This window comes from Pseudomonas sp. PL-6 (genome assembly GCF_054110165.1).
The window spans coordinates 4,969,076-4,994,348 of sequence record NZ_CM134189.1; the positions used below are offsets into that span (position 1 = coordinate 4,969,076).

Annotated in this window: 26 protein-coding genes and 1 other RNA gene; 13 read left to right on the top strand and 14 right to left on the bottom strand. The window is 67.1% G+C overall.

What is annotated here, in order from left to right:
- Nucleotides 1–13 precede the first annotated feature (13 nt).
- The 5 genes from ACW9UL_RS21840 to ACW9UL_RS21860 form a co-directional block, all read right to left on the bottom strand.
- Nucleotides 14–1,015, bottom strand: a complete 1,002-nt coding sequence (locus ACW9UL_RS21840) for an extracellular solute-binding protein (protein ID WP_021444808.1) — start codon at nt 1,013–1,015, stop codon at nt 14–16.
- Nucleotides 1,016–1,109: 94 nt separating this feature from the next.
- Entirely contained in the window at nt 1,110–2,330 is a 1,221-nt protein-coding gene (locus ACW9UL_RS21845) for a 2-octaprenyl-3-methyl-6-methoxy-1,4-benzoquinol hydroxylase (protein WP_457788270.1), read from the bottom strand.
- A gap of 43 nt (nt 2,331–2,373) precedes the next feature.
- Nucleotides 2,374–3,558 (bottom strand): 2-octaprenyl-6-methoxyphenyl hydroxylase, encoded by a 1,185-nt coding sequence (ubiH, locus tag ACW9UL_RS21850; protein ID WP_457788271.1) that lies wholly within the window; start codon nt 3,556–3,558, stop codon nt 2,374–2,376.
- Between the two features lie 93 nt (nt 3,559–3,651).
- The gene (gene pepP, locus ACW9UL_RS21855) at nt 3,652–4,986 is read right to left on the bottom strand and encodes a Xaa-Pro aminopeptidase (protein ID WP_457788272.1); all 1,335 of its coding nucleotides are present in this window, start codon (nt 4,984–4,986) and stop codon (nt 3,652–3,654) included.
- Between the two features lie 18 nt (nt 4,987–5,004).
- Nucleotides 5,005–5,559: a YecA/YgfB family protein gene (locus tag ACW9UL_RS21860; RefSeq protein ID WP_021443352.1), complete on the bottom strand. Its 555-nt coding sequence runs from the start codon at nt 5,557–5,559 to the stop codon at nt 5,005–5,007.
- 191 nt (nt 5,560–5,750) lie between these two features.
- Between ACW9UL_RS21860 and ACW9UL_RS21865 the strand changes: the two genes are divergently transcribed.
- The 4 genes from ACW9UL_RS21865 (at nt 5,751) to ACW9UL_RS21880 (ending at nt 7,158) form a co-directional block, all read left to right on the top strand.
- Nucleotides 5,751–5,960: a TIGR02449 family protein gene (locus ACW9UL_RS21865; protein WP_004373292.1), complete on the top strand. Its 210-nt coding sequence runs from the start codon at nt 5,751–5,753 to the stop codon at nt 5,958–5,960.
- Entirely contained in the window at nt 5,957–6,262 is a 306-nt protein-coding gene (locus ACW9UL_RS21870; protein WP_004373294.1) for a cell division protein ZapA, read from the top strand. The genes ACW9UL_RS21865 and ACW9UL_RS21870 overlap by 4 nt, the downstream gene beginning before the upstream one ends.
- A gap of 65 nt (nt 6,263–6,327) precedes the next feature.
- Nucleotides 6,328–6,506: non-coding RNA, 6S RNA (gene ssrS, locus ACW9UL_RS21875), on the top strand.
- 55 nt (nt 6,507–6,561) lie between these two features.
- Complete coding sequence (locus ACW9UL_RS21880) at nt 6,562–7,158, top strand: 5-formyltetrahydrofolate cyclo-ligase (protein ID WP_457788273.1); 597 nt, start codon at nt 6,562–6,564, stop codon at nt 7,156–7,158.
- Nucleotides 7,159–7,213: 55 nt separating this feature from the next.
- On the opposite strand, the gene ACW9UL_RS21885 is transcribed toward ACW9UL_RS21880, so the two are convergent.
- Nucleotides 7,214–7,345, bottom strand: a complete 132-nt coding sequence (locus ACW9UL_RS21885; RefSeq protein ID WP_021443354.1) for a hypothetical protein — start codon at nt 7,343–7,345, stop codon at nt 7,214–7,216.
- Between the two features lie 197 nt (nt 7,346–7,542).
- On the opposite strand from ACW9UL_RS21885, the gene ACW9UL_RS21890 reads away from it, so the two are divergent.
- Together ACW9UL_RS21890 and ACW9UL_RS21895 are read left to right on the top strand one after the other, a co-directional pair.
- Nucleotides 7,543–7,992, top strand: coding sequence for an EVE domain-containing protein (locus ACW9UL_RS21890; protein ID WP_457788274.1), 450 nt, complete (start codon nt 7,543–7,545; stop codon nt 7,990–7,992).
- 51 nt (nt 7,993–8,043) lie between these two features.
- On the top strand, nt 8,044–9,888 hold the full coding sequence (locus ACW9UL_RS21895; RefSeq protein ID WP_457788275.1) for a sensor domain-containing diguanylate cyclase: 1,845 nt from the start codon (nt 8,044–8,046) through the stop codon (nt 9,886–9,888).
- 3 nt (nt 9,889–9,891) lie between these two features.
- Here ACW9UL_RS21895 and ACW9UL_RS21900 read toward each other — a convergent pair whose 3' ends face one another.
- A complete protein-coding gene (locus ACW9UL_RS21900; protein WP_457788276.1) occupies nt 9,892–10,296 on the bottom strand; it encodes a flagellar basal body-associated protein FliL in 405 nt (134 codons plus the stop codon).
- A gap of 150 nt (nt 10,297–10,446) precedes the next feature.
- On the opposite strand from ACW9UL_RS21900, the gene ACW9UL_RS21905 reads away from it, so the two are divergent.
- A complete protein-coding gene (locus ACW9UL_RS21905) occupies nt 10,447–11,427 on the top strand; it encodes an NADPH:quinone oxidoreductase family protein (RefSeq protein ID WP_021443358.1) in 981 nt (326 codons plus the stop codon).
- A gap of 77 nt (nt 11,428–11,504) precedes the next feature.
- Here ACW9UL_RS21905 and ACW9UL_RS21910 read toward each other — a convergent pair whose 3' ends face one another.
- From ACW9UL_RS21910 to ACW9UL_RS21930, 5 genes are all read right to left on the bottom strand, one after another.
- Entirely contained in the window at nt 11,505–12,473 is a 969-nt protein-coding gene (locus ACW9UL_RS21910) for a CDP-6-deoxy-delta-3,4-glucoseen reductase (RefSeq protein WP_397497565.1), read from the bottom strand.
- Nucleotides 12,473–13,939: a 4-hydroxy-3-polyprenylbenzoate decarboxylase gene (ubiD, locus tag ACW9UL_RS21915; RefSeq protein WP_457788277.1), complete on the bottom strand. Its 1,467-nt coding sequence runs from the start codon at nt 13,937–13,939 to the stop codon at nt 12,473–12,475. The genes ACW9UL_RS21910 and ubiD overlap by 1 nt, the downstream gene beginning before the upstream one ends.
- A gap of 132 nt (nt 13,940–14,071) precedes the next feature.
- Entirely contained in the window at nt 14,072–15,331 is a 1,260-nt protein-coding gene (gene rho / locus ACW9UL_RS21920) for a transcription termination factor Rho (RefSeq protein WP_021443361.1), read from the bottom strand.
- Between the two features lie 231 nt (nt 15,332–15,562).
- Entirely contained in the window at nt 15,563–15,889 is a 327-nt protein-coding gene (gene trxA, locus ACW9UL_RS21925; RefSeq protein WP_021443362.1) for a thioredoxin TrxA, read from the bottom strand.
- 94 nt (nt 15,890–15,983) lie between these two features.
- Nucleotides 15,984–16,688, bottom strand: coding sequence for a FadR/GntR family transcriptional regulator (locus ACW9UL_RS21930; RefSeq protein WP_021443363.1), 705 nt, complete (start codon nt 16,686–16,688; stop codon nt 15,984–15,986).
- Nucleotides 16,689–16,975: 287 nt separating this feature from the next.
- Between ACW9UL_RS21930 and ACW9UL_RS21935 the strand changes: the two genes are divergently transcribed.
- From ACW9UL_RS21935 to ppx, 6 genes are all read left to right on the top strand, one after another.
- A complete protein-coding gene (locus ACW9UL_RS21935) occupies nt 16,976–17,761 on the top strand; it encodes a transporter substrate-binding domain-containing protein (protein ID WP_457788278.1) in 786 nt (261 codons plus the stop codon).
- 20 nt (nt 17,762–17,781) lie between these two features.
- A complete protein-coding gene (locus ACW9UL_RS21940) occupies nt 17,782–18,447 on the top strand; it encodes an amino acid ABC transporter permease (protein WP_457788279.1) in 666 nt (221 codons plus the stop codon).
- Nucleotides 18,444–19,094: an amino acid ABC transporter permease gene (locus tag ACW9UL_RS21945; protein WP_177342887.1), complete on the top strand. Its 651-nt coding sequence runs from the start codon at nt 18,444–18,446 to the stop codon at nt 19,092–19,094. Before ACW9UL_RS21940 ends, ACW9UL_RS21945 begins: the two co-directional genes overlap by 4 nt.
- Nucleotides 19,081–19,812, top strand: coding sequence for an amino acid ABC transporter ATP-binding protein (locus tag ACW9UL_RS21950; RefSeq protein WP_457788280.1), 732 nt, complete (start codon nt 19,081–19,083; stop codon nt 19,810–19,812). The genes ACW9UL_RS21945 and ACW9UL_RS21950 overlap by 14 nt, the downstream gene beginning before the upstream one ends.
- Nucleotides 19,809–20,330 (top strand): ureidoglycolate lyase, encoded by a 522-nt coding sequence (locus tag ACW9UL_RS21955; RefSeq protein WP_457788281.1) that lies wholly within the window; start codon nt 19,809–19,811, stop codon nt 20,328–20,330. The genes ACW9UL_RS21950 and ACW9UL_RS21955 overlap by 4 nt, the downstream gene beginning before the upstream one ends.
- A gap of 86 nt (nt 20,331–20,416) precedes the next feature.
- Nucleotides 20,417–21,919 (top strand): exopolyphosphatase, encoded by a 1,503-nt coding sequence (ppx, locus tag ACW9UL_RS21960; RefSeq protein WP_397497560.1) that lies wholly within the window; start codon nt 20,417–20,419, stop codon nt 21,917–21,919.
- Between the two features lie 119 nt (nt 21,920–22,038).
- On the opposite strand, the gene ppk1 is transcribed toward ppx, so the two are convergent.
- Nucleotides 22,039–24,228, bottom strand: coding sequence for a polyphosphate kinase 1 (gene ppk1 / locus ACW9UL_RS21965; protein WP_122109420.1), 2,190 nt, complete (start codon nt 24,226–24,228; stop codon nt 22,039–22,041).
- Between the two features lie 19 nt (nt 24,229–24,247).
- Nucleotides 24,248–25,261 (bottom strand): porphobilinogen synthase, encoded by a 1,014-nt coding sequence (gene hemB, locus ACW9UL_RS21970; protein ID WP_021443371.1) that lies wholly within the window; start codon nt 25,259–25,261, stop codon nt 24,248–24,250.
- Between the last annotated feature and the right edge of the window lie 12 nt (nt 25,262–25,273).

Consider the following 25,273-nt stretch of genomic DNA (forward strand, 5'->3'; position numbering starts at 1 on the left):
TCTCGCCAGCAGCTTACTGCCAGCCAGCGCGATCCATCAGCATGGTCGCTTCGGCCTGGCGCTTGCCGGCCACTTCGGTGGCGATGGAGTCGGCCTTGAAGCTGCCCCAGGCGGCCACTTCCTCGGACGGCGCAACTGCCGGGTTGGCCGGGAATTCCTGGTTGACGCCGGCGAAGATGCTCTGCGCTTCCGGGGTGGTCATCCACTCCAGCAGCTTGCGGGCCTGCTCCGGGTGCGGCGCGTGCTTGGTCACGCCGGCGCCGGCCAGGTTGACGTGCACGCCACGGTCGTTCTGGTTCGGCCAGAACGGCTTGACCTTCAGATCCGGCTGCTGCTTGTGCAGACGGCCGTAGTAGTAGGTGTTGGTGATGCCGACGTCGCACTGGCCGGCGTCGATGGCCTGCAGCAGCGCGGTGTCGTCGGCGAACACGTCGGTGGCCAGGTTGTTCACCCAGCCCTTGACGATCTGCTCGGTCTTCTCGGCGCCGTGGGTCTCGATCAGGGTGGCGGTCAGCGACTGGTTGTACACCTTCTTGCTGGTGCGCAGGCACAGGCGGCCTTCCCAGTTCTTGTCGGCCAGCGCTTCGTAGGTGGACAGCTCTTCCGGCTTGACCCGCTCGGTGGAGTAGAAGATGGTCCGCGCGCGCAGCGACAGGCCGGTCCAGCTGTCGCTGCTGGAACGGTACTGGGCGGGGATATTGGCGGCGATCAGGTCCGACTTGGTCGGCTGCAGCACGCCTTCCTGCTCGGCCTGCCAGAGGTTGCCGGCGTCGACGGTGATCAGCAGGTCGGCCGGGGTGTTGGCGCCTTCGGCCTTGAGGCGGGCGATCAGCGGGGCTTCCTTGTCGGTGATGAACTTCACCTTGACCCCGGTCTTCTCGGTGTAGAGATCGAATACCGGCTTGATCAGCTCGTCGATACGGGCGGAGTAGACCACCACCTCATCGGCGGCCTGGACGGCGCTTGCCAGGGTGCCGAGGGTGAATGCAGCGAGCAGCGCGTTGCGAGCCTTCATGGGACCAGCCTCTTGTGGATGAAAAAAGTGGCTGAATAGTAGTGAATGTTATTTGCCTTCTCAACGTAAATACGTCAACAAAAGTCAACGAGTGTTACAAGGCGCGCGCCAGCTCCGGCAGGTCGCCGCTCAGCCCCAGCGCCTGACGCACGAACAGCGCCTTGGCCTCGGCCTGGCCATCGACCAGATCGAGGCCGACGTTGCGCAGCAGCCGCACCGGCAAGGGGTCGGCCTGGAACAGGCGCTGGAAGCCCTCCATCGCCGCCATCATCGCCAGGTTGTGCGGCATGCGCCGGCGCTCGAAGCGACTCAGCACGCGCTCCTCACTCAGGTTCTCGCCACGCTCGGCGGCATGCAGCAGCACCTCGGCCAGCACCGCGGCGTCGAGAAAACCCAGGTTGACCCCCTGCCCCGCCAGCGGGTGGATGGTATGCGCGGCGTCGCCGATCAGCGCCAGCCCCGGCTCGACGTAACGCTTGGCATGACGCTGACGCAGCGGGATGCACAGGCGACGGTCGGCATGCAGCACCTGGCCGAGGCGGTGCTCGAAGGCCTTGCCCAGCTCGATGCAGAAGGCTGCATCGTCCAGTGCCATGAGCCGCTCGGCCTCGCTCGGCAGGGTCGACCAGACGATCGAGCACCAGTGCTCGCCCGCCGCGCCGGCCAGCGGCAGGAAGGCCAGCGGGCCGTCGTCGGTGAAGCGCTGCCAGGCGGTGGCCTGGTGCGGGCGCTCGACCCGCACGCTGGTGACGATGGCGTGGTGCAGGTAATCCCACTCGCGGCTGGCGCAGCCGGCCAGGCGGCGCACCGCGGAGTTGGCGCCATCGGCCGCCACCAGCAGCGGCGCGCGTAGCTGGCGGCCGCCCTCCAGGGTCAGCAGCCAGTCGTCGCCGCTGCGGCGCAACTGCTCCAGGCGCGCGCCGGGCAGCAGGCCGAGCTGGCTGTCGTGCAAACGCTCGAGCAGGGCGTCCTGCACCACGCGGTTCTCGACTATGTGGCCGAGGGTTTCGGCATGCACGCTGGCCGCGGCGAAATGGATGCTGCCGGTGCCGCTGCCGTCCCACACGCGCATCTCGCCATAGGCGCAGGCGCGCCGCGCGGCGATGCCGTCCCAGGCGCCGAGGCGTGCAAGGATGCGCTGGCTGGCCATGGACAGGGCGCTGACCCGCGGCTCGAAGGCGGCAGCCGGGTCGAACGGCGCCAGGCGCAGCGGGCTGCCGTCCACCACCAGGATTTCCAGGCCGCTGTGCTCCAGGGCCAGCGCCAGGGCGCTGCCGACCATACCGGCACCGACGATGATCAGATCCGCGCGCATATCCATTCCTGCGTCAATCATGAGTAGGGTGTCGCGGGGCCAGTCACAGATTGCGCGTCCCCAGGCCCATGGCCTGGCGAGCGAACCAGCGCTTGGCCGGCGGCAGCAGGTCGAGGCCGAGCAACCCGAGGTTGCGTCCGGCGGTCAGCAGCGGCTGGGCATTGCTGAACAGCCGGGTGACCCGGTCGGAGAAGCCCAGGGTCAGTTGCTGGTCCAGTTGCTGACGCTGCAGGTAGCCCTGCAGGGTGGCGAAGTCGCCGAGCGGCGCGGTGGCGGCCTGCAGCACCTCGGCCAGCGCCAGGGTGTCGCGCAGCGACAGGTTGTAGCCCTGCCCGGCGATGGGGTGCAGGCTGTGCGCCGCGTTGCCCAGCACCACCAGGTGCGGCCGCACCTGCTCCTGCGCCCCGACCAGGCTCAGCGGATAGAGATGGCGTGCGCCGACCTGGCGCAAGGCGCCCAGGCGGTAACCGAAGGCCTGCTGCAGCTCGGCGAGAAAGGCCGCGTCGTTCAGCCTGAGCAGGCGCTCGGCATCGGCGGCGGCGCGGGTCCAGACCAGCGCGCAGCGGTTGTCGGTGAGCGGCAGCAGGGCCATCGGCCCGTCGTCAGTGAAGCGCTCGAAGGCCTGACCGCGGTGGGCCTCCAGCGGAGTGACATTGGCGATCAGCGCGCTCTGCCCGTAGGGCCGCTGACTGACGCCGATGCCCAGTTGCTCGCGCAGGCCGGAACGGCCGCCGTCGGCCAGCACGGCCAGGTCGCAGTCGAGCTGGCGCTCGTCGCTCAGACTCAGGCGGTAGCCGTCGTCCAGACGCTGCAACCCGGTGACCTCGGCCGGGCAGTACCACTGCACCACCTCGGCATCGAGCGCCTGCCACAGGCAATGGCCGATCCAGGCGTTCTCCACCACGTAGCCGAGCGCCGGCACCCCTTCCTCGATGGCTTGCAGGCGCGCGGCGCCGAAACGGCCACGGTCGGAGACGTGAATCTGCAGGATCGCCTCGGCGCGCTGGGCGATGGCCTGCCACAGGCCCAGGCGTTCGTAGATCAGCCGGCTGCCGTAGGACAGCGCGGTGGAACGCGCGTCGTAGCTGGGCTGATAGCTGCTGCCGGGGGCGAAGGGTTCGATCAGGGCAATGTGCCAGCCGCGCTGGCGCGCCGTGTCCTGCAGCGCCAGGGCCAGGCTCGCGCCGACCAGGCCGCCGCCGATAATGGCCAGCTGTACCCGCGCCATCAACGCAGTCCCGCCGTCAGGGCCAGGCTGGCACCGAGCCGTCTCCCAACAGCCCCGCCACCGATAATCGCCAACTGCACGCGATTCATCGGCTCAGGCGGCCTGACTGCGCGCGGCGGCCATCAGCGCCTCGATCTCGGCGACGGTCTTGGGCACGCCGTTGGTGAGAATCTCGCAGCCGCTCTTGGTCACCACCACGTCGTCCTCGATGCGCACGCCGATGCCGCGCCACTTCTTGGCGACCTTTTCATTGTCCACGGCGATATAGATGCCCGGCTCGACCGTCATCGCCATGCCCGGCTCGAGCACGCGCCACTCGCCGCCGACCTTGTAGTCGCCGACGTCGTGCACGTCCATGCCCAGCCAGTGACCGGCGCGGTGCATGTAGAAGGCCTTGTAGGCCTCGCTGGCGATCAGCGCCTCGACCTCGCCCTCGAGCAGGCCGAGTTCGACCAGGCCGGCGGTGATCACCCGCACGGTGGCCTCGTGCGCCTCGTTCCAGTGCTTGCCCGGGGCGATCTCCTTGAAGGCGGCCTCCTGCGCGGCCAGCACCAGCTCGTAGATGGCCTTCTGCTCGGCGGAGAACTTGCCGCCGACCGGGAAGGTGCGGGTGATGTCGCTGGCGTAGCAGTCGATCTCGCAGCCGGCGTCGATCAGCACCAGATCGCCGTCCTTGAGCGGCGCGTCGTTCTCGCGGTAGTGCAGGATGCAGGCGTTCTTGCCGGCGGCGACGATGCTGCCGTAGGCCGGCATCTTCGCCCCACCCTTGCGGAACTCGTAATCCAGCTCGGCTTCCAGGTGGTACTCGAACAGCCCGGCGCGGCTGGCCTGCATGGCACGCACGTGGGCGCGCGCGCTGATCTCGGCGGCCTCCTTCATCACCTTCACCTCGGCGGCCGACTTGTACAGGCGCATGTCGTGCAGCAGGTGGTCGAGGGCGACGAACTCGTTGGGCGGCGTGGCGCCCTGGCGGGCCTTGGCGCGGATATGGTTGATCCACTCCATCAGCCGGTGATCGAACTCCTGGTTGCAGCCGATGGCGTAGTAGACGCGCTCGCGCCCCTCGATCAGGCCGGGCAGGATGTCGTCGATGTCGCCGATGGGGAAGGCATCGTCGGCGCCGTAGTTGGCGATCGCGCCGTCCTGGCCGGCGCGCAGGCCGTCCCACAGCTCGCGCTCGGGGTCGCGCTCGCGGCAGAACAACACGTACTCGCCATGCTCGCGACCGGGGATCAGCGCCATCACCGCTTCCGGCTCGGGGAAGCCGGTGAGGTACTGGAAGTCGCTGTCCTGGCGGTAGATGTGCTCGACGTCGCGGTTGCGGATATACACCGGCGCCGCCGGCAGGATGGCGATGCTGTTGGGCTCCATCTGCGCCATCAGCGCCTTGCGCCGGCGGGCATACTCGGACTTGGGGATGCTGATCAAGACGGGCTCCGGAATAACTCAGTGCAGGGAGGGTTTGGCCGCAGGCGCCGCGGGCTTGGCGCACTCGGCGAACAGCAGCAGCGGCGCCACGCGCAGGTATTCCATGACTTCCATGTAATCGCTCTCGCCGTCCTCGGATTCCTCCAGGGCGCTCTGCACCTGGGCGATGGCGGACAGGTCCTGCAACACTTCCATGGCCTCGCCGCTCAGCGCGCCGTCGCGGGCGGTCAGGCCGAAGCCGCCGAGAAAGCCCTGGCACCACTGGCCGAGGGCGACGGCGCGCTGCGCCAGCGGCGCCTCGTCGTCCGGCAGCAGCAGGACCACGGTGACGTCTTCGCTGCACAGCTCGCCCTTGACCATCTCCTGCAGGCCGATCAGCGCCTGGCGCACGTTGTCCTGCGGCTCGCTGCCTAGCAGCTCGGCGGCGTCGAGCAGCCAGGCCTCGGCCTCGAAGCCGGCGCCGGCGCAACTGCGACCGAGCAGCAGGCCGTGCAGTTCGGCGGGGGAAACGGAATGCCCGGCGCTGCTCAGCAGGGCGGCGAAGGCGGCGTAGGGGGAGCTGGGAGTCGACATAGATAGCTAGGCGCCAGGCGGCGCAATCTCTAGAATGGAGGCCTCGTATCCTAGCACCGGCAGGCGCGCCAAGACCATCCGAGGCCGCCGGGGCGCCCGCGACGTGTTCGTCACGCCGCGGCCGCCAGGGTTTGACCCGCCGCCGCGACACGCCTATATAGTCCAGCCATTCCCTCCCGAAGCGAGAGCCCATGGAAGACGCCGATCTGCACGTATTGACCGCCAAGCTGGAACTGCTGATCCAGCGCGTCGAGCAGCTCAAGGCTCACAACCGACTCCTGCTGGCGAATGAACAGGCCTGGCGCGAGGAACGCGCCCATCTGATCGAAAAGAACGAATTGGCCCGGCACAAGGTCGAATCGATGATTTCGCGCCTCAAAGCCCTGGAGCAGGACACATGACCCAGTCGAACACCGTGACCGTCCATATCCTGGACAAAGAATATTGCATCGCCTGCCCGCAGGACGAACGCGCCAACCTGGAAAGCGCCGCCCGTTACCTCGACGGCAAGATGCGCGAGATCCGCACCAGCGGCAAGGTGATCGGCGCCGACCGCGTGGCGGTGATGGCCGCGCTGAACATCACCCACGACCTGCTGCACAAGCAGCAACGCCTGGATCAGGACGCCAGTTCGACGCGCCAGCAGGTGCGCGACCTGCTCGATCGCGTCGACCAGGCACTGGCCGACGACCAGGCCTCCTGAGCCGCCATGCCTGCCACTTCGTCGCAGACCGCCCCTCGGCTGCGGGGTTCGGGTATACTGGCCGCCACTTCCTGGGGTGTGCGCCAGTTGGGGATGTCCCTGAGCCGATACGCACAACCACGGGGGTTGCATGTTGGGGCCGGTGTGCATGTCCGCCTGACGGAAAGCCTTAACGCCTCCTGCATCCTCCACCTTGAACTTTCGGGTTCAAGGGCTAAACCGACAGCGGCACGCCGGGAAGTCATCCTTTCAGCCAGCGCCCACCCGGGCCGCCGCGCTCCGCTCCGCAGCCTCCATTCATGACCGCCAGCGCCGCCCCCAGTCGCCCGCAATTGCGCCGCCTGCTGCGTCAGCGCCGCCGCAGCCTCAGCCGCAGCCAGCAACGCCGCGCCGCCCGCGACCTGTATCGCCAGCTGGCGCAACACCCGCGCTTTCGCCGCGCCCGCGATATCGCCCTGTACCTGCCCACCGACGGCGAGATCGATCCACGGCCGCTGCTGGCCGCTGCGCAGAAGCGCGGCAAGCGCACCTACCTGCCGGTGCTCAGCGCCTGGCCGCGCACCAAGATGGTGTTCCAGCGCGTCACCCGGCACGAGAAACTGGCCGGCAATCGCTTCCGCATCCTCGAGCCGCGCCCGCAGCCGGCGCGCCAGCGCAAGGTCTGGGCGCTGGACCTGGTGCTGCTGCCGCTGGTGGGCTTCGACGCGCGCGGCGGCCGCCTGGGCATGGGCGGCGGTTTCTACGACCGCAGCCTGGCCTACCTGCACAGGCGCAAAAATTGGCACAAGCCGACGCTATTGGGCCTGGCGCACGAATGTCAGCGGGTGGACGAACTGGCGCTGGCCAGCTGGGACGTGCCCTTGCAGGCGACGGTAACGGACAGGGCTTGGTACTGAAGGCGGGGAAGTGGCACCGCGTTCCCTGCGGCGCTGGAAGCTGGCGACCCGAAACTCAGGGCTGCTGCGTTACATTGACCGGGACGTCCTGCTGACGCTCCCAAAGGCTCTGGGTGTAACCCGTGGTAACCACGCCCAGGCTGAACAGCACTACGAGAACCCACAAAAGATCTGGCTTGCGTTTCATCTATTGCCTCCCCCTTCAAGGCAACTGCGCACGTTGATCGCGGCGTTATTGTTTTATGCAATCCGACGTCGCCAAGCGTTAAGCCGGGCATTTTCCGCCAGTGCCGAGCACTGTGCAATTTCCGGCGCCAACCGGCCGTCGGAGATCTCCACTCAAACGAGCGTCCGCTTACGGACCGGTCTGCAGGAGCAAAGTTCATGCCTTATTGGCTGATGAAGTCCGAACCCGACGAATTATCCATCCACGACCTGCAGCGCCTGGGCCGTGCGCGCTGGGACGGCGTGCGCAATTACCAGGCGCGCAACTTCCTGCGCGCCATGGCGCCGGGCGAGCTGTTCTTCTTCTACCACTCCAGCTGCCCGCAGCCGGGTATCGCCGGTATCGGCCGCATCGCCGGGCCGGCCTACCCCGACCCCACCGCGCTGGAGCCGCATAGCCACTACTTCGACGCCAAGGCCAGCGCCGAGAAGAATCCCTGGAGCGCGCTGGACGTGGAGTTCGTCGAGGCCTTCGCCGATGTGCTGCCGCTGCCGCAGTTGAAGAACAATCCACTGCTGGCCGAACTGGCGCTGGTGCAGCGCGGCAGCCGGCTGTCGGTGATGCCGGTGGGCGCGGCCGAATGGGCGGCGATTCTCGCCATGCGTTGAGTCGCAGCCGGCACTGTGCTATCACCACAAGGAAGCCTTCGGAGTCCGCCCATGCCGGCACTTTCCGCCTGGCCGGCGCGCCTGGCGCTGGCCCTCCTCCTCGTGGTGCTGAGCAGTGCCAGCGTGCTGCTCTGGCGTCAGCTCGAGGGCGAGCGGCAGCAGCGTCTGGAGGAGCGCCTCGGCTACCAGGCGCGCAGCCTGGCCCGCCAGCTGGAAAGCACCCTGCACCTGGAGGTCGCCAGCCTCGAACGCATCGCCCGTCTGTGGAACAGCCTGGGCCGGCTGCCGCGGGCCAGCTGGGAGGAGGAGGTGGCCCACGCGCTGCGCGGTTTCCCCGCCTATCAATCGATCCAGTGGGTCGGCGACGACCTGCGCATGCGCTGGCTGCTGCCGCTGGCCGGCAACGAGGCGGCGCTGAACTTTCGCCTCACCGCCGATCACCCCAACTACCCGCTGGCCATGCAGGCGCGCGACAGCGGCGAGCAGCGTTTCTCCAACAGCTTCGAGCTGGTCCAGGGCGGCCGCGGCTTCGTCCTCTACACCCCGCTGTACCGCGACGAGGGCGGCGCGCGGGTGTTCGACGGTTTCCTCCAGGGGGTGTTTCGCGTCGAGCCGCTGATGCAGCAGCTGCTCGGCCAGATCGACCGCGACGCCTTCAACCTGGAGCTGCTGGAAAACGGCCACAGCCTGTTTCGCCACGGCCAGGTCGACGGCGCCCCGGGGCTGAGCCAGCGAGTCGACCTGCAACTGCTCAACAACCGCGGCTTCAGCTTGCGCCTGAGCCCCACCGCGCAACTGCTGGCGCAGCTGAACACGCCGCTACCCGGCGTGGTGCTGGGCGCCGGCCTGGCGATCAGCCTGCTGCTGGTCGCCGCCCTGGCCCTGGCCCTGGAGAACAGCCGGCGCGCCCACGCCCTGCAGGTGGCCAACCGGCGCTTCAAGGTGGAGGCGACGCGCCGCGAGGAAACCGAGCAGCGCCTGTCGGAGAACCGCGAACGCCTGCAGCTGGTGCTCGACCTGACCGACTCCAGCCATGACGGCCTGTTCATCTTCGACAGCGCCAGCCGCGAGCTGCTGCACATGAATCAGGCCACCTACGCCAGCCTCGGCTATCGCCCCGAGCAGTTCGCCCAGCTGCTGCGCGACGACCCGGAAAAACTGCTGCCCGGCTTTCACCGCTGGCTGGAGCAGGCGCGCCAGGCGCAGCGCGACAACCTCTCGCGAATCTTCCAGCGCGAGCTGATCCGCCGCGACGGCAGCCGCCAGCCGGCCGAGATCAACACCCAGCTGGTGCAGTTGCACGGCCGCGAGTACCTGATCGCGGTGTCGCGCGACAACAGCGAGCGCCTGCAACTGGAGGCCCAGCTGCAGCGCCTGTCGCAGCTCGACGGCCTGACCGGGCTGTACAACCGGCGCTACTTCGACCAGCAGCTGCAGGCCGAATGGCGTCGCCTGCGACGGATCGGCGCGCCGCTGGCGCTGCTGATGCTGGATATCGATCACTTCAAGGCCTACAACGACGCGCTCGGCCACCTGGCCGGCGACGACGCCCTGCGCAAGGTCAGCACGGTGTTGCAGGAGAGCCTGCAGCGCGAAGGCGACGTGGCCTGTCGCTACGGCGGCGAGGAGTTCGCGATCATCCTCGCCAACACCGGCCTGGAGGGTGGCGAACACGTCGCCGCGCGCATCCACGCGGCCATCGCCCACCTCGACATCGCCCATCCGGCCAGCCCGCTGGGGCGCCTGAGCCTGAGCATCGGCCTGACCGTGGTCGACCCGGTCAGCGACGAGGCGCCCGGCGAGCTGCTCGCCCAGGGCGACCAGGCGCTGTACCGGGCCAAGCACGAGGGGCGCAACCGCACCTGCCTGTGGCAGCCCGCGGCGACGCCGGAATGAGCGCTACTGGATGATCAGGTTGTTGAACAGCAGGTCTTCCACCACCGGCTTGCCCTCCTCCGCCTCGAGCGCCTGCTGTACCTGCTTGAGCGCTTCCTGACGCAGCTTCTCGCGGCCGTCGGGGGCGTTGATGGTTTCGCTGGTCTGGGCGGAGAACAGCAGCACCAGTTGATGGCGGATCAGCGGGTCGTGGTGCTTGATCCGCGCCTCGGCCTCGGCGCCACTGACGCGCAGGGCCACGTCGGCCTTGAAGAACTTCAGCCGATTGCCGCCGTCGCCGAGGTTGCCGATCAGTGCCGGCACCAGGTTGTAATAGAGCGTCTGCGGCGCTTCTTCCTTCTGCCCCTCCTCGGCCAGGGCGGGCAGGCACAACGACAGGCTCAGCAACAGGGCGCTCATCACTTTCACGGGCAATCACTCCATCGGGGTTGCGCCTAGCATAGCCATCCGCGCGCGCGCACCCAAGGCTTATGCCGAGCTATCAGGGCCGGGCATGCTCGTTGACCGCCCCGGGCGCCCTCCTACACTGCAAGCCACCTTTGTGGAGGAAGCCATCCGATGAAAGCCCTGCTGTGCAAAGCCTTCGGCCCCGCCGAAACCCTGGTGCTGGAAGACATCGCCAGCCCCGAGCCGAAAAAGAACGAAGTGCTGATCGAGGTTCACGCCGCCGGGGTCAACTTTCCCGACACCCTGATCATCGAGGGCAAGTACCAGTTCAAGCCGCCCTTCCCCTTCGCCCCGGGCGGCGAGGCGGCCGGCGTGGTCAAGGCGGTGGGCGAGAAGGTCAGCCACCTGCGCGCCGGTGATCGGGTGATGGCGCTGACCGGCTGGGGCGGCTTCGCCGAGGAAGTGGCGGTGCCGGCCTACAACGTGCTGCCGGTGCCCAAGAGCATGGACCTGACCACCGCGGCCGCCTTCGGCATGACCTACGGCACCTCGATGCACGCGCTCAAGCAGCGCGCCAATCTGCAGCCGGGCGAGACCCTGCTGGTGCTCGGCGCCTCCGGCGGCGTCGGCCTGGCGGCGGTGGAAATCGGCAAGGCCATGGGCGCCAAGGTGATCGCCGCGGCGAGCACGGCGGAGAAACTGGAGGTGGCGCGCCAGGCCGGCGCCGACGAGCTGATCAACTACAGCGAGCAGAGCCTGAAGGACGAGGTGAAGAAGCTCACCGGCGGCCAGGGCGTCGACGTGATCTACGACCCGGTGGGCGGCGCGCTGTTCGAGGAAGCCTTCCGCAGCATCGCCTGGAACGGCCGCTTCCTGGTGGTCGGCTTCGCCGCCGGCGGCGGCATCCCGGCGCTGCCGGCCAACCTGCCGCTGCTCAAGGGTGCGTCGCTGGTGGGCGTGTTCTGGGGCTCCTTCGCCCAGCGCCAACCGCAGGACAACGCCGAGAATTTCCAGCAGCTGTTCGCCTGGCACGCCGAAGGCAAGCTCAAACCGCTGGTGTCGCAGAGCTTCCCGTTGGCGCGGGGCGGCGAAGCGATCGACGCCCTCGGCCAGCGCAAGGCGGTGGGCAAGGTGGTGGTGCAGGTTCGGTAGGGTGCGCCATGCGCACCGAGCCTGACTCGGTGTGCACGCTGACATGAGCAAAGCCGCCCTGGGGCGGCTTTTTCAATTCAGCCTCTTGGCGCGTAGGCGAATACGTCGGCGCGCATCTGGTGGGCGTCCATGCCGGCTTCGACCAGCGCATCCAGCGTGGCGTAGACCATCGCCGGCGAGCCGCTGGCGTAGACGTGCAGCGCCTTGAGGTCGGCAAAGTCCTCGCGCACCGCCTCGTGCAGCAGGCCGCAACGGCCCGCCCAAGTACCCGAATCGCTGACCACCTGATGCAGGTGCAGGTTGGTCAGGCGCTGCCAGTCGCTCCAGTGCGGCAGGGCGTAGAAGTCCTCGGGCCGCCGCGCGCCCCAGTACAGGTGCACCGGATGGGCGAAACCGGCAGCGCGACAGTGTTCGATCAGGCTGTGCATCTGCGCCATGCCGGTGCCGGCGGCGATCAGCACCAGCGGCCCGTCCGGCAACTCGGCCAGGTGGGTGTCGCCGAACGGCAGCTGCACGCGGGCCAGCCCCTGCTCACGCAGATAGACGAGCAATGCCCGGGTATTGTCGTCGCGCGCCAGGATATGCAGCTCCAGCTCGCGCCCACAGTGCGGTGCCGAGGCCAGGGAGAAGGCCGCCATCTCGCCGTCGTGCCGCTGCAGCAGCAGGTATTGCCCGGCGTGGTAGCGCGGCGCCTTGCCGGCCGGCGCACGCAGGCGTACGCGGAACACGTCGCCACCGACGTCCTGGCATTCGATCAGCTGGCAGCTGAGTTCGCGCACCGGCAGCTCGCCCGGCGCCAGCACGCCGTCCCAGTGCAGCACGCAGTCTTGCAGCGGCTCGGCCAGGCAGGTGAACAGCTCGCCGTGATCCAGCTCGGCGCCGTTCTGCCGCACCCGCCCTTCCACCAGCAAGGCGGCGCAGATATGGCAGTTGCCGTTGCGGCAGCTCTGCGGGCAGTCGTAGCCGAGGCGGCGGGCGCCGTCGAGGATGCGCTCGCCGGGCTGCAGGGCGAGGGTGACGCCGGAGGGTTGCAGGGTGACGTTCATCAATCGATTCCCAGCTCACCCCAGAGTGCGTCGACGCGCGCCACCACGGCCGCATCCTTCTCGATCACCCGCCCCCATTCGCGATTGGTCTCGCCCGGCCACTTGTGGGTGGCGTCGAGGCCCATCTTCGAGCCGAGGCCGGAGATCGGCGAGGCGAAGTCGAGGTAGTCGATCGGCGTGTTGTCGATCATCACGGTGTCGCGCTTGGGGTCCATGCGCGTGGTTATCGCCCAGATCACGTCGTTCCAGTCCCGTGCGTTGATGTCGTCGTCGGTGACGATAACGAACTTGGTGTACATGAACTGTCGCAGGAACGACCACACCCCCAACATTACGCGCTTGGCGTGGCCCGGGTACTGCTTCTTCATGGTCACCACCGCCATGCGGTAGGAGCAGCCCTCCGGCGGCAGGTAGAAGTCGGTGATCTCGGGGAACTGCTTCTGCAGGATCGGCACGAACACCTCGTTCAGCGCCACGCCGAGAATCGCCGGCTCGTCCGGCGGCCGTCCGGTGTAGGTGCTGTGGTAGATCGGCTGCTTTCTGCGGGTGATGCGCTCGACGGTGAACACCGGGAAGGTGTCGACCTCGTTGTAGTAGCCGGTGTGATCGCCGTAGGGGCCTTCCGGCGCGGTCTCGCCCGGATGGATCACGCCCTCGAGCACGATCTCGGCGCTGGCCGGCACCTGCAGGTCCGAGCCGATAGCCTTGATCAGCTCGGTGCGATGGCCGCGCAGCAGGCCGGCGAAGGCGTATTCGGACAGGGTATCCGGCACCGGGGTGACCGCGCCGAGAATGGTGGCCGGGTCGGCGCCGAGGGCCACGCATACCGGGTAAGGCTGGTCCGGATGCTTCTGGCACCACTCGCGGTAATCCAGGGCGCCGCCACGGTGGCTGAGCCAGCGCATGATCACCTTGTTGCGGCCGATCACCTGCTGGCGGTAGATGCCGAGGTTCTGCCGCTCCTTGTTCGGCCCCTTGGTGATGGTCAGGCCCCAGGTGATCAGCGGCGCCACGTCGCCCGGCCAGCAGTGCTGGATCGGCAGCCGGTTCAGATCGACCTCGTCGCCCTCCTCGATCACTTCGTGGCAGGGCGCGTCCTTGACCACCTTGGGCGCCATGGAAATGACCTTCTTGAAGATCGGCAGCTTGCTCCAGGCGTCCTTGAGGCCCTTGGGCGGCTCCGGCTCCTTGAGGAACGCCAGCAGCTTGCCGATCTCGCGCAGCTCGCCCACATCCTCGGCGCCCATGCCGAGGGCCACGCGCTTGGGAGTGCCGAACAGGTTGCCGAGCACCGGCACATCGAAGCCGGTGGGCTGCTCGAACAGCAGCGCCGGGCCGCCCTTGCGCAAGGTGCGATCGCAGATTTCGGTCATTTCCAGGATGGGCGAAACCGGGGTCTGGATGCGCTTGAGTTCGCCGCGCTGTTCAAGTTCGCGGATGAAGTCGCGTAGGTCGCGATACTGCATGCAGGAGCCTCGTGTCGGGCTGGCTGGAGTCGGGCGCAAAGTTTAGCGCCGAAGTCGGGCTTTCAGAAGGCGCGGCGGGAGCGCAGATAGCAAAAGGCCGGGTTTCCCCGGCCTGGTGACAAGACGCGACGCTTACTTGCGCTTCATCGACAGGAAGAACTCGTCGTTGGTCTTGGTCGCTTTCAGCTTGTCGATGAGGAACTCGATGGCGGCGATTTCGTCCATCGGGTGCAGCAGCTTGCGCAGGATCCACATGCGCGACAGCTCTTCCTCGCCGGTCAGCAGCTCTTCGCGACGGGTACCGGACTTGTTGATGTTGATCGCCGGGAACACGCGCTTCTCGGAGACGCGGCGGTCGAGGATCAGCTCCATGTTGCCGGTGCCCTTGAATTCCTCGTAGATCACCTCGTCCATCTTCGAGCCGGTTTCCACCAGCGCGGTGGCGATGATGGTCAGCGAGCCGCCTTCTTCGATGTTGCGCGCGGCGCCGAAGAAGCGCTTGGGCTTCTCCAGGGCATGGGCATCGACACCACCGGTGAGCACCTTGCCGGAGCTGGGGATGACGGTGTTGTAGGCGCGCGCCAGGCGGGTGATGGAGTCGAGCAGGATGACCACGTCCTTCTTGTGCTCGACCAGGCGCTTGGCCTTCTCGATCACCATCTCGGCGACCTGCACGTGGCGGGTCGGCGGTTCGTCGAAGGTGGAGGCGACCACTTCGCCGCGCACGGTGCGCTGCATTTCGGTCACTTCTTCCGGGCGCTCGTCGATCAGCAGAACGATCAGGTGGCACTCGGGGTTGTTGCGGGTGATGTTCGAGGCGATGTTCTGCAGCATGATGGTCTTGCCCGCCTTCGGCGGGGCGACGATCAGACCACGCTGGCCCTTGCCGATCGGCGCGCAGAGGTCGATCACCCGGCCGGTGATGTCCTCGGTGGAGCCGTTGCCGGCCTCCATGGTCAGGCGCTTGGTCGGAAACAGCGGCGTCAGGTTCTCGAACAGGATCTTGTTCTTGGCGTTTTCCGGACGGTCGAAGTTGATGCTGTCGACCTTGAGCAGGGCGAAATAACGCTCGCCTTCCTTCGGCGGACGGATCTTGCCGACGATGGTGTCACCGGTACGCAGGTTGAAACGGCGGATCTGGCTGGGCGAGACGTAGATATCGTCGGGGCCGGCCAGGTAGGAGGAGTCGGCGCTACGGAGGAAGCCGAAACCGTCCTGGAGAATCTCCAGCACGCCGTCACCGGAAATTTCCTCGCCGCTTTTGGCATGCTTTTTCAGCAGGGCGAAGATGATGTCCTGCTTGCGCGAACGGGCCATGTTTTCCAGGCCCATCTGTTCGGCCATGTCCAGCAGTTCGGCAATCGGCTTTTGCTTGAGTTCGGTCAGATTCATAGGAATGACGTGATCATCGAGAGGAGAAGAAAGCTGTTAGCTTGAGAGGCCGCGCCGCAGGGAAGGCGACAGGATCGCGAACGAGTTCGTATAGGAATGAGTCGGCGACGGCATGCAGAGGGCTGCATAGGAAATGCAGCGAGGCCGAATTTAACACCGTGAAAAATCAGCGTCTAGCCCGAAAACGAAAAAACCCCGCACCAGGCGGGGCTTCTTCACAAGCGACGAAACTCAGATATTGCTGTCGAGGAAGGCCGCCAGTTGCGACTTGGACAGCGCGCCGACCTTGGTCGCCTCGACGTTGCCGTTCTTGAACAGCATCAGGGTCGGGATGCCGCGTACGCCGAACTTCGGCGGGGTTTCCTGATTCTCGTCGATGTTCAGCTTGCACACCTTGAGCTTGCCTTGGTAGTCCTTGGCGATCTCGTCGAGCACCGGCGCGATCATCTTGCACGGGCCGCACCACTCAGCCCAGTAGTCGACCAGAACCGGACCCTCGGCCTGGAGGACGTCCTGGTCGAAGCTGGCATCGCTGACGTTGGTGATGAATTCGCTCATGGGGAGTCTCCGTGATCGGAAGCAAAAAGTGGCGCCATCATAGCCCGGCTTGCCTGACACCGAAAGGCACTGGCAATTGAGCCACTCAATAGTTTCAATCACCAAGCGTGATGAAGGCTATTCCAGTGCGCAGCGCGGCAGCGCGAATGTGCTGCTGCATGGCCTTCTGCGCCGGGCCCGCGGCATGCCGGGCCAGGGCCTTGAGGATCTTGCGGTGCTCCTGCCAGGTTTCCATGGCCCGCTCCGGGCGGATGAACGGCAGCTTCTGGCTCTCCAGGAAAATTTCGGCGCTGGAGGCCACCAGGGCGAACATCGCCTGGTTGCCGCTGGCGGCGAGGATGCGCTGGTGGAACTCGAAATCCAGCCGCGCCGCCCGTTCGAAGTCGCCGGCGCGCAGCTCGCGGCGCATCTGCTCGACGTTGTCTTCGAGCAGGTCCAGCTCCTGCGCGGTCAGCACCCCGGCCGCCAGGCCGCAGGCGAAGCCCTCCAGAGCGAAGCGCAACTGGAAGGTATCGGCCGCCGACACCTGCGCGGCGAAAGGCCAGACGAAAGCGCCGGCCGCCTCGCCCTTGGCCGGTTCCTGGACGAACACGCCCTTGCCGGCCTGCACGCTGACCAGGCCCAGCGCGCTGAGCGACGACAACGCCTCGCGCAATGACGCACGGCTGACGCCCAGGCGCTCGGCCAGGTCGCGCTGCGACGGCAGCGCATCGCCCGGGCGATAGCCCTCGCTCTCGATCAGCTGACGGATCGCCTGCAGGGCGTATTCGGGTACGGCGCGGGGAGCGGTGGCGTGCATGACTGTTCGGGCCGGTCAGTCCAGTGAAGCCGCCTTTGTACGGCCAGACGCCCACTCCAGGCAAGCGACGCCCCCTTGTGGAACAGCACTCCGCGCGAACGCACCGAGATGGCACAGGCCCCTCCCTGACCAACTGGTCAGCTACGCCAACTGTTCAGACCAGTAAGACCTTGTTTCCACTCGCATGCAGCGATGCAGGCCCTGATTTCATTGAATTTGGCACAGGCAATGCACTGCACGAGCCAGGCAAAACGCTGCAGTTTTCGTTTATTCATCGGGAGTTCGACATGCGCACATTTCACCGCACCCTGCTGGGTACCCTGTTCGCCGCCCTGGCCTTCGGCGCCAGCACCGTTCACGCCGATGCGCTCGACGACATCAGCAAGGCCGGCGTGCTGAAAGTCGCCGTGCCGCAGGATTTCCCGCCGTTCGGCTCGGTCGGCCCGGACCTGCAGCCGCGCGGCCTGGATATCGACACCGCGCAGCTCTTGGCCGACAAGCTGGCGGTGAAGCTGGAGCTGACCCCGGTCAACAGCACCAACCGCATTCCCTTCCTCACCACCGGCAAGGTCGACCTGGTGATCTCCAGCCTCGGCAAGAACCCCGAGCGTGAAGCGGTGATCGACTTCTCCGCCGCCTATGCGCCCTTCTACCTCGGCGTGTTCGGCCCGGAGGACGCCGCCATCGCCAGCCTTGACGACCTGGCCGGCAAGACCATCAGCGTCACCCGCGGCTCCATCGAGGACATCGAACTGAGCAAGGTCGCGCCGCAAGACGCCACCATCAAGCGCTTCGAGGACAACAACTCGACCATCGCCGCCTACCTGTCCGGCCAGGTCGAGCTGATCGCCAGCGGCAACGTGGTGATGGTGGCCATCGCCGAACGCAATCCCAAGCGCATTCCGAGCATGAAACTCAAGCTCAAGGACTCGCCGGTCTACGTCGGCGTGAACAAGAACCAGACCGCGTTGCTGGACAAGGTCAATGCCGTCATCGCCGCCGCCAAGGCCGACGGCAGCCTCGAGGCGATCAGCCAGAAGTGGCTGAAGCAGCCGCTGCCGGCCGGCCTCTGAGCCGCGCGGAGCGCTGAGCCATGGCCTACCAGTTCGACTTCGCCGCCGTCCTGCAGCAGTCCGACCTGCTGCTGCAGGGCGCGGCCTTCACCCTCGGCCTGACCGCCGTCGGCACAGTGCTCGGAGTCGGCCTGGGCATAGTCGGGGCGATACTGCGCGCCTGGCGCATCCGTCCGTTCGACCGCCTGTTCGGCGTCTACGTGGAGCTGATCCGCAACACGCCCTTCATCGTCCAGCTGTTCTTCATCTTCTTCGGCCTGCCCTCGCTCGGCGTACGCCTGAGCGAATGGGAAGCCGCGGTGCTGGCTATGGTGATCAACCTCGGCGCCTACTCCACGGAGATCATCCGCGCCGGCATCCAGGCGATTCCCCACGGCCAGCTGGAAGCCGCGGCGGCACTGGCCATGAGCCGCTTCGAGAGCTTTCGCCACGTGGTGCTGCGCCCGGCGCTGGGCAAGGTGTGGCCGGCGCTGTCGAGCCAGATCATCATCGTCATGCTGGGTTCGGCGGTGTGCTCGCAGATCTCCACCGAGGAGCTGTCGTTCGCCGCCAACTTCATCCAGTCGCGCAACTTCCGCGCCTTCGAGACCTACCTGCTGACCACCGCGCTGTACCTGCTCATGGCCATCCTGATTCGCCAGCTACTGGCCTGGGTCGGCCGGCGCTTCGTCATGGGAGAGCGCTGATGGACTTCACCCTCTGGGACATCCTGCGTAACCTGCTCACCGGCCTGCAGTGGACGCTTTTGCTGTCGCTGGTGGCCTTCGTCTGCGGCGGCATCGCCGGCCTGCTGGTGTTGCTGGCGCGTATCGCCCCGCTACGGGTGCCGCGCCTGTTGGCCAAGGGCTATATCGAACTGTTCCAGGGCACGCCGCTGCTGATGCAGCTGTTCCTGGTGTTCTTCGGCATCGCCCTGCTCGGCATCGACGTGTCGCCCTGGCTGGCCGCCGCCTGCGCCCTGACCCTGTTCACCAGCGCCTTTCTCGCCGAGATCTGGCGCGGCTGCGTCGAGGCCATCGGCCGCGGCCAGTGGGAGGCCGCCGAGAGCCTGGCCATGAGCCGCCTGGAAACCTTGCGCCATGTGGTGCTGCCGCAGGCGCTGCGCATCGCCGTAGCGCCCACCGTGGGCTTCTCGGTGCAGGTGGTCAAGGGCACCGCGGTGACCTCGATCATCGGCTTCACCGAGCTGACCAAGACCGGCAGCATGCTGGCCAACGCCACCTTCGAGCCCTTCATGGTCTACGGCTTCGTCGCCCTCGGCTACTTCCTGCTCTGCTACCCGCTCTCGCTCGCCGCATACCGCCTGGAAAGGAGGCTGAATGTCACTGCTTAACGTCACCGCCCTGCACAAGTATTACGGCGACAACCACGTGCTCAAGGGCATCGACCTGGCGGTCGAGGAAGGCGAAGTGGTCGCCATCATCGGGCGCAGCGGCTCGGGCAAGAGCACCTTTCTGCGCACCCTCAACGGCCTGGAATCGATCAACGACGGCGTGATCGAAGTCGACGGCGACTACATCGACGCCGCCCGCGCCGACCTGCGCAGCCTGCGGCAGAAGGTCGGCATGGTGTTCCAGCAGTTCAACCTGTTTCCCCACCTGACGGTCGGCGAGAACGTCATGCTGGCGCCGCAGGTGGTGAAGAAGATCCCGCGCGCCGAAGCCGAGCAAGTCGCGCGGCAGATGCTCGAACGGGTCGGCCTGGCGGAGAAGTTCGACGCCTACCCCGAGCGCCTGTCCGGCGGCCAGCAGCAGCGCGTGGCCATCGCCCGCGCCCTGGCGATGTCGCCGAAGGTGCTGCTGTGCGACGAGATCACCTCGGCGCTCGACCCGGAGCTGGTCAACGAAGTGTTGGCGGTGGTCAAGCAGCTGGCCAGCGAGGGCATGACCCTGATCATGGTCACCCACGAGATGCGTTTTGCCCGCGAGGTCGGCGACAAGCTGGTGTTCATGCACCAGGGCAAGGTGCACGAGATCGGCGACCCCAGGGCGCTGTTCGCCGCGCCGCAGACCGAGGAGCTGCGCAACTTTATCGGCTCGGTGAACCTGTGAACGCGCCGGCGCCCCTGGCGCTGCGCATCGAGCCGCTGAGCCGCGAAGCCTTCGCCGCCTTCGGCGAGGTGATCGAAGCGGCCGGCGCCACATCCTTTGCGATCAACGCCGGCACCACCACCCGCTACCACGACCTGGCCCGCATCGAGACGGCCGGGAGCGCATCACGGGTGCTGCTGAGCCTGTTCGAGGGCCAGGCCTGGCACGCGCCCATCGAGATCCGCATGCTCGAACGCCACCCGCTGGGCAGCCAGGCCTTCTACCCGGTGGACGGCGCGCGCATGCTGATCGTCGTCGCCCCGCCCGGCGCGCTGGACGAGTCGAAGATCCGCGCCTTCGTCAGCGCACCGGATCAGGGCGTCAACTATGCCCGCGGCACCTGGCACCACCCGCTGCTGTGCCTGGAGCGCCCCGGGCGCTTCCTGGTGGTGGATCGCGGCGGCGCCGGGTCCAACTGCGACGAGCAGTGCCTGCGGCAGCCCTTGCTGGCGCTGGCGCTCGGGGCGCCAGCGGTCTAGACCAGTTTCATGCGACATCCGTATGCGTTGGCTCATCCGCTCAGTCGTGGCACGATGGCGCGGATATCGACCGAGATGCCGCCACCATGCCCCAAGCCCCCGCCGAGAGTTTTCCCCTGATCGCCGCCATCGACCTGGGCTCGAACAGCTTCCATATGGTGCTGGCCAAGGCCGACCATGGCGAGATCCGCATCCTCGAGCGCCTCGGCGACAAGGTGCAGCTGGCCGCTGGCATCGACGACGAGCGCCAGCTCAGCGAAGAAGCCATGCAACGCGGGCTCGACTGCCTGCGCCGCTTCGCCCAGCTCACCGCCAGCCTGCCGGAAGGCGCGGTGCGCATCGTCGGCACCAACGCCCTGCGCGAGGCGCGCAACCGCGCGGTGTTTATCCGTCGCGCCGAGGAGATTCTCGGCCACCAGGTCGAGGTGATCTCCGGCCGCGAGGAAGCGCGGCTGATCTACCTCGGCGTGTCGCACAGCATCGCCGACACCCCCGGCAGGCGCCTAGTCGCCGATATCGGCGGCGGCAGCACCGAGTTCATCATCGGCCAGCGCTTCGAGCCGCTGCTGCGCGAGAGCCTGCAGATGGGCTGCGTCAGCTACACCCAACGCTATTTCAAGGACGGCAAGATCACCCCGGCGCGCTACGCCCAGGCCTATACCGCGGCGCGCCTGGAACTGATGGGCATCGAGCAGGGCCTGCGCCGGCTCGGCTGGGAGGACGCCGTCGGCGCCTCCGGCACCATCAAGGCCATCGGCCTGACCATCAAGGGCGCCGGCCTGGGCAACGGCGAGGTCAACGCCGAGGGCCTGGCCTGGCTCAAGCGCAAGGTGTTCAAGCTGGGCGAGGTGGACAAGCTCGAACTCGACGGCATCAAGCCGGACCGGCGCAGCATCTTCCCCGCCGGCCTGGCGATCCTCGAGGCGATCTTCGACGCCTGCGAGATCCAGCGCATGAGCCACTCCGAAGGCGCGCTGCGCGAAGGCGTGCTCTACGACCTGCTCGGTCGTCACCAGCACGAGGACGTGCGCGAACGCACCCTGTCGGCCTTTATGGAGCGCTACCACGTCGATGTGGATCAGGCCGCACGGGTCGAGGCCAAGGCGCTCTCGGCGCTGGACAAGGTGGCCGACGACTGGGGGCTGAACGACGACTGGCACCGCGAACTGCTGAGCTGGGGCGCCAAGGTGCACGAGGTGGGCCTGGACATCGCCCACTACCAGTACCACAAGCACGGCGCCTACCTGATCGAGCACTCCGACCTGTCCGGCTTCTCCCGCCAGGATCAGCAGATGCTCGCCCTGCTGGTGCGCGGCCACCGGCGCAACATCCCCAAGGACAAGTTCGCCGAGTTCGGCGAGGAAGGCGTCAAGCTGATGCGCCTGTGCGTGCTGCTGCGCTTTGCCATCCTCTTCCACCATATCCGCGGCAGCCAGGACATGCCGCAGGTGCAGCTCAAGGCCGGCGACAACAGCCTGGAGATTCACTTCCCCGACGGCTGGCTGGCGGCCAACCCGCTGACCCAGGCCGACTTCGAGGCCGAAGCGGCCTGGCTCAAGCGCATCGACCTGGACCTGAGCGTCAGCTGATCACTTGAGCCAGCGGGATTCGTCACCCCTCTCCCGTTTACGGGAGAGGGGCTGGGGGGAGAGGGCCACAAACACCGTGAAACAGGGCCACGAAGCCCTCTCCCGGCCTGCGGCCTTTTTTATCGAGCGCTGATCAGCGGTGCGGTGAGCTTCTCCAACAAGCCGGACTGCGCGCTGCGCGGGTTCTGGTTGCCGGTGGGCTGCAGGCGCAGGTAGCGGCCGTCGGGCTGCAGCACCCAAGCCTGGGTGTTGTCGGTCAGGTAGGCCTCCAGCTCCTTCTTCACCCGCAGGATCAGCTTCTTGCCCTCCACCGGGAAGCAGGTCTCGACGCGCTTGTCGAGGTTGCGCTCCATCCAGTCGGCGCTGGACAGGTAGATCTTCTCGTCGCCACCGTTGAGGAAGTAGAACACCCGGGTGTGCTCGAGGAAGCGGCCGATGATCGAGCGCACCTGGATGTTGTGCGACACCCCGGCGATGCCCGGGCGCAGGCAGCACATGCCGCGCACCACCAGGTCGATCTTCACCCCGGTCTGGCTGGCCTTGTACAGCGCGCGGATCACCTTGGGGTCGGTCAGCGAGTTGAACTTGGCGATGATCTGCGCCGGCTTGCCCTCGGCGGCCGCCGCGGTTTCCTTGGCGATCAGCTCGAGCAGGGTCTTCTTCAGGGTGAAGGGCGCGTGCAGCAGCTTCTTCATGCGCAGGGTCTTGCCCATGCCGATCAGCTGGCTGAACAGCTTGGCCACGTCCTCACCGAGCGCCACGTCGGCGGTCAGCAGGCTGTAGTCGGTGTACAGGCGGGCGTTGCCGGCGTGGTAGTTGCCGGTGCCGAGGTGGGCGTAGCGGACGATCTCGCCGTTCTCGCGGCGCAGGATCAGCATCATCTTGGCGTGGGTCTTGAAACCGACCACGCCGTAGATCACCACCGCGCCAGCCTGCTGCAGGCGGCTGGCCAGCTGCAGGTTGGACTCCTCGTCGAAGCGCGCGCGCAGCTCGATCACCGCGGTGACTTCCTTGCCGTTACGCGCCGCTTCCACCAGGGCATCGACTATCTCCGAGTTGGCCCCGGAGCGGTACAGGGTCTGCTTGATCGCCAGCACGTGCGGGTCCTTGGCGGCCTGGCGCAGCAGGTCGACCACCGGGGTGAAGGACTCGAAGGGGTGCAGCAGGAGGATGTCCTGCTTGCTGACCACGCTGAAGATGTTCTCGGCGTTCTGCAGCAGCTTGGGGATCACCGGGGTGAACGGCGTGTACTGCAGCTCCGGGTGGCTGTCCAGGCCGGTGATGCTGAACAGCCGGGTCAGGTTGACCGGGCCGTTGACCTGGTACAGCTCGTGCTCGGTCAGGCCGAACTGCTTGAGCAGGTGGTCGCGCAGGTGCTTCGGGCAGGTGTCGACCACCTCCAGGCGCACCGCATCGCCGTAGCGGCGGGAAAACAGCTCGCCGCGCAGCGCGCGGGCCAGGTCCTCGACGTCCTCGGTGTCCACCGACAGGTCGGCGTTGCGGGTCAGGCGGAACTGGTAGCAGCCCTTGACCTTCATGCCCTGGAACAGGTCGTCGGCGTGGGCATGGATCATCGAGGAGAGGAACACGTAGTTGTCGCCGGCACCACCGACCTCCTCCGGCACGCGGATGATCCGCGGCAGCAGGCGCGGCGCCGGGATGATCGCCAGACCGGAATCGCGACCGAAGGCATCCACACCTTCCAGCTCGACGATGAAGTTCAGGCTCTTGTTCACCAGCAGCGGAAAGGGGTGGGTCGGGTCGAGGCCGATGGGGGTGATGATCGGCGCGATCTCGTCGCGGAAATAACGCCGCACCCAGGCCTTGAGCTTGGTGGTCCAGAAGCGCCGGCGGATGAAGTTGATATTGTGCTTGGCCAGGGCCGGGAACAGGGTGTCGTTGAGGATGGCGTACTGCCGCTCGACCTGTTCGTGCACCAGCTCGCTGATGCGCGCCAGCGCCTGGTGCGGCTGCAGGCCGTCGGCGCCGGCCTGCTCGCGGGCGAAGTTGATCTGCTTCTTCAGGCCGGCGACGCGAATCTCGAAGAACTCGTCGAGGTTGCTGGAGAAGATCAAGAGGAACTTCAGCCGCTCCAGCAGCGGGTAGGACTCGTCCAGCGCCTGCTCCAGCACGCGGATATTGAATTGCAGCTGCGACAGCTCGCGGTGGATGTACAGGCTGCTGTCGTCCAGGCTGGGCACCGCCACCGGTGCCGGCGGCGGGCTCTCCACCACGGGCGGATCGACCGCCACCTCCGCCGGCACCAGGGGTGCGTCGAGCAATTCGCTACTGAGTCCTTCGGTGTTCATTGCTGGGTTCCTGGGGGCGTCAGCGCCCCTGTTGCAAGAGTTCTGCCGCACGTACGGCGAAGTAGGTGAGGATGCCATCGGCGCCGGCGCGTTTGAAGGCGGTCAGCGATTCCAGTATGACCGCCTCGGACAGCCAGCCGTTCTCGATCGCCGCCATGTGCATGGCGTACTCGCCGCTGACCTGGTAGACGAATGTGGGCACCTTGTAGGCGTCCTTCACCCGCCAGAGGATGTCCAGGTAGGGCATGCCGGGCTTGACCATGACCATGTCGGCGCCTTCGGCCAGGTCGGCGGCCACTTCGTGCAGGGCCTCGTCGCCGTTGGCCGGGTCCATCTGGTAGCCGAGCTTGTTGCCCTTGCCGAGGTTGGCGGCCGAGCCCACCGCGTCGCGGAACGGGCCGTAGTAGGCGCTGGCGTACTTGGCCGAGTAGGCCATGATGCGCACGTTGGGGTGATCGGCCAGCTCCAGCGCCTCGCGGATCGCCTGCACGCGGCCGTCCATCATGTCCGAGGGGGCGACCACCTGGGCGCCGGCCTCGGCGTGCGACAGCGCCTGCTTGACCAGCGCATCGACGGTGATGTCGTTCTGCACGTAGCCGGACTCGTCGAGGATGCCGTCCTGGCCGTGGGTGGTGAAGGGGTCCAGGGCCACGTCGCTGATCACCCCCAGCTCGGGGAATTTCGCCCGCAGGGCGCGAATCGCCCGCTGGGCGATGCCGTCCGGGTTCCAGGCCTCGGCGCCGTCGAGGGATTTCTTCTCCAGCGGCGTGACCGGGAACAGCGCCAGCGCCGGAATGCCCAGCGCCACCCAGTGCTCGGCCTCTTGCAGCAGCAGGTCGATGGACAGCCGCTCGACGCCCGGCATCGACGGCACGACCTCGCGGCGGTTGTCGCCATCAAGGACGAACACCGGCAGGATCAGGTCGTCGACGCTCAGACGATGCTCGCGCACCAGGCGGCGGGAGAATTCGTCGCGGCGGTTGCGGCGCAGGCGGGTGGCGGGGAACAGGCGATTGGCGGGGGTAACGCTCACGGCAGACTCCAG

Excerpts from the sequence above, each read along its gene's own strand:
- ACW9UL_RS21840 (WP_021444808.1), bottom strand. The coding sequence starts at position 1,015 with ATGAAGGCTCGCAACGCGCTGCTCGCTGCATTCACCCTCGGCACCCTG.
- ACW9UL_RS21845 (WP_457788270.1), bottom strand. The coding sequence starts at position 2,330 with ATGCGCGCGGATCTGATCATCGTCGGTGCCGGTATGGTCGGCAGCGCC.
- ubiH (WP_457788271.1), bottom strand. The coding sequence starts at position 3,558 with ATGGCGCGGGTACAGCTGGCCATTATCGGCGGCGGCCTGGTCGGCGCG.
- ACW9UL_RS21860 (WP_021443352.1), bottom strand. The coding sequence starts at position 5,559 with ATGTCGACTCCCAGCTCCCCCTACGCCGCCTTCGCCGCCCTGCTGAGC.
- ACW9UL_RS21865 (WP_004373292.1), top strand. The coding sequence starts at position 5,751 with ATGGAAGACGCCGATCTGCACGTATTGACCGCCAAGCTGGAACTGCTG.
- ACW9UL_RS21870 (WP_004373294.1), top strand. The coding sequence starts at position 5,957 with ATGACCCAGTCGAACACCGTGACCGTCCATATCCTGGACAAAGAATAT.
- ACW9UL_RS21880 (WP_457788273.1), top strand. The coding sequence starts at position 6,562 with ATGACCGCCAGCGCCGCCCCCAGTCGCCCGCAATTGCGCCGCCTGCTG.
- ACW9UL_RS21885 (WP_021443354.1), bottom strand. The coding sequence starts at position 7,345 with ATGAAACGCAAGCCAGATCTTTTGTGGGTTCTCGTAGTGCTGTTCAGC.
- ACW9UL_RS21890 (WP_457788274.1), top strand. The coding sequence starts at position 7,543 with ATGCCTTATTGGCTGATGAAGTCCGAACCCGACGAATTATCCATCCAC.
- ACW9UL_RS21895 (WP_457788275.1), top strand. The coding sequence starts at position 8,044 with ATGCCGGCACTTTCCGCCTGGCCGGCGCGCCTGGCGCTGGCCCTCCTC.
- ACW9UL_RS21905 (WP_021443358.1), top strand. The coding sequence starts at position 10,447 with ATGAAAGCCCTGCTGTGCAAAGCCTTCGGCCCCGCCGAAACCCTGGTG.
- ACW9UL_RS21910 (WP_397497565.1), bottom strand. The coding sequence starts at position 12,473 with ATGAACGTCACCCTGCAACCCTCCGGCGTCACCCTCGCCCTGCAGCCC.
- ubiD (WP_457788277.1), bottom strand. The coding sequence starts at position 13,939 with ATGCAGTATCGCGACCTACGCGACTTCATCCGCGAACTTGAACAGCGC.
- rho (WP_021443361.1), bottom strand. The coding sequence starts at position 15,331 with ATGAATCTGACCGAACTCAAGCAAAAGCCGATTGCCGAACTGCTGGAC.
- trxA (WP_021443362.1), bottom strand. The coding sequence starts at position 15,889 with ATGAGCGAATTCATCACCAACGTCAGCGATGCCAGCTTCGACCAGGAC.
- ACW9UL_RS21930 (WP_021443363.1), bottom strand. The coding sequence starts at position 16,688 with ATGCACGCCACCGCTCCCCGCGCCGTACCCGAATACGCCCTGCAGGCG.
- ACW9UL_RS21935 (WP_457788278.1), top strand. The coding sequence starts at position 16,976 with ATGCGCACATTTCACCGCACCCTGCTGGGTACCCTGTTCGCCGCCCTG.
- ACW9UL_RS21940 (WP_457788279.1), top strand. The coding sequence starts at position 17,782 with ATGGCCTACCAGTTCGACTTCGCCGCCGTCCTGCAGCAGTCCGACCTG.
- ACW9UL_RS21950 (WP_457788280.1), top strand. The coding sequence starts at position 19,081 with ATGTCACTGCTTAACGTCACCGCCCTGCACAAGTATTACGGCGACAAC.
- ppx (WP_397497560.1), top strand. The coding sequence starts at position 20,417 with ATGCCCCAAGCCCCCGCCGAGAGTTTTCCCCTGATCGCCGCCATCGAC.
- ppk1 (WP_122109420.1), bottom strand. The coding sequence starts at position 24,228 with ATGAACACCGAAGGACTCAGTAGCGAATTGCTCGACGCACCCCTGGTG.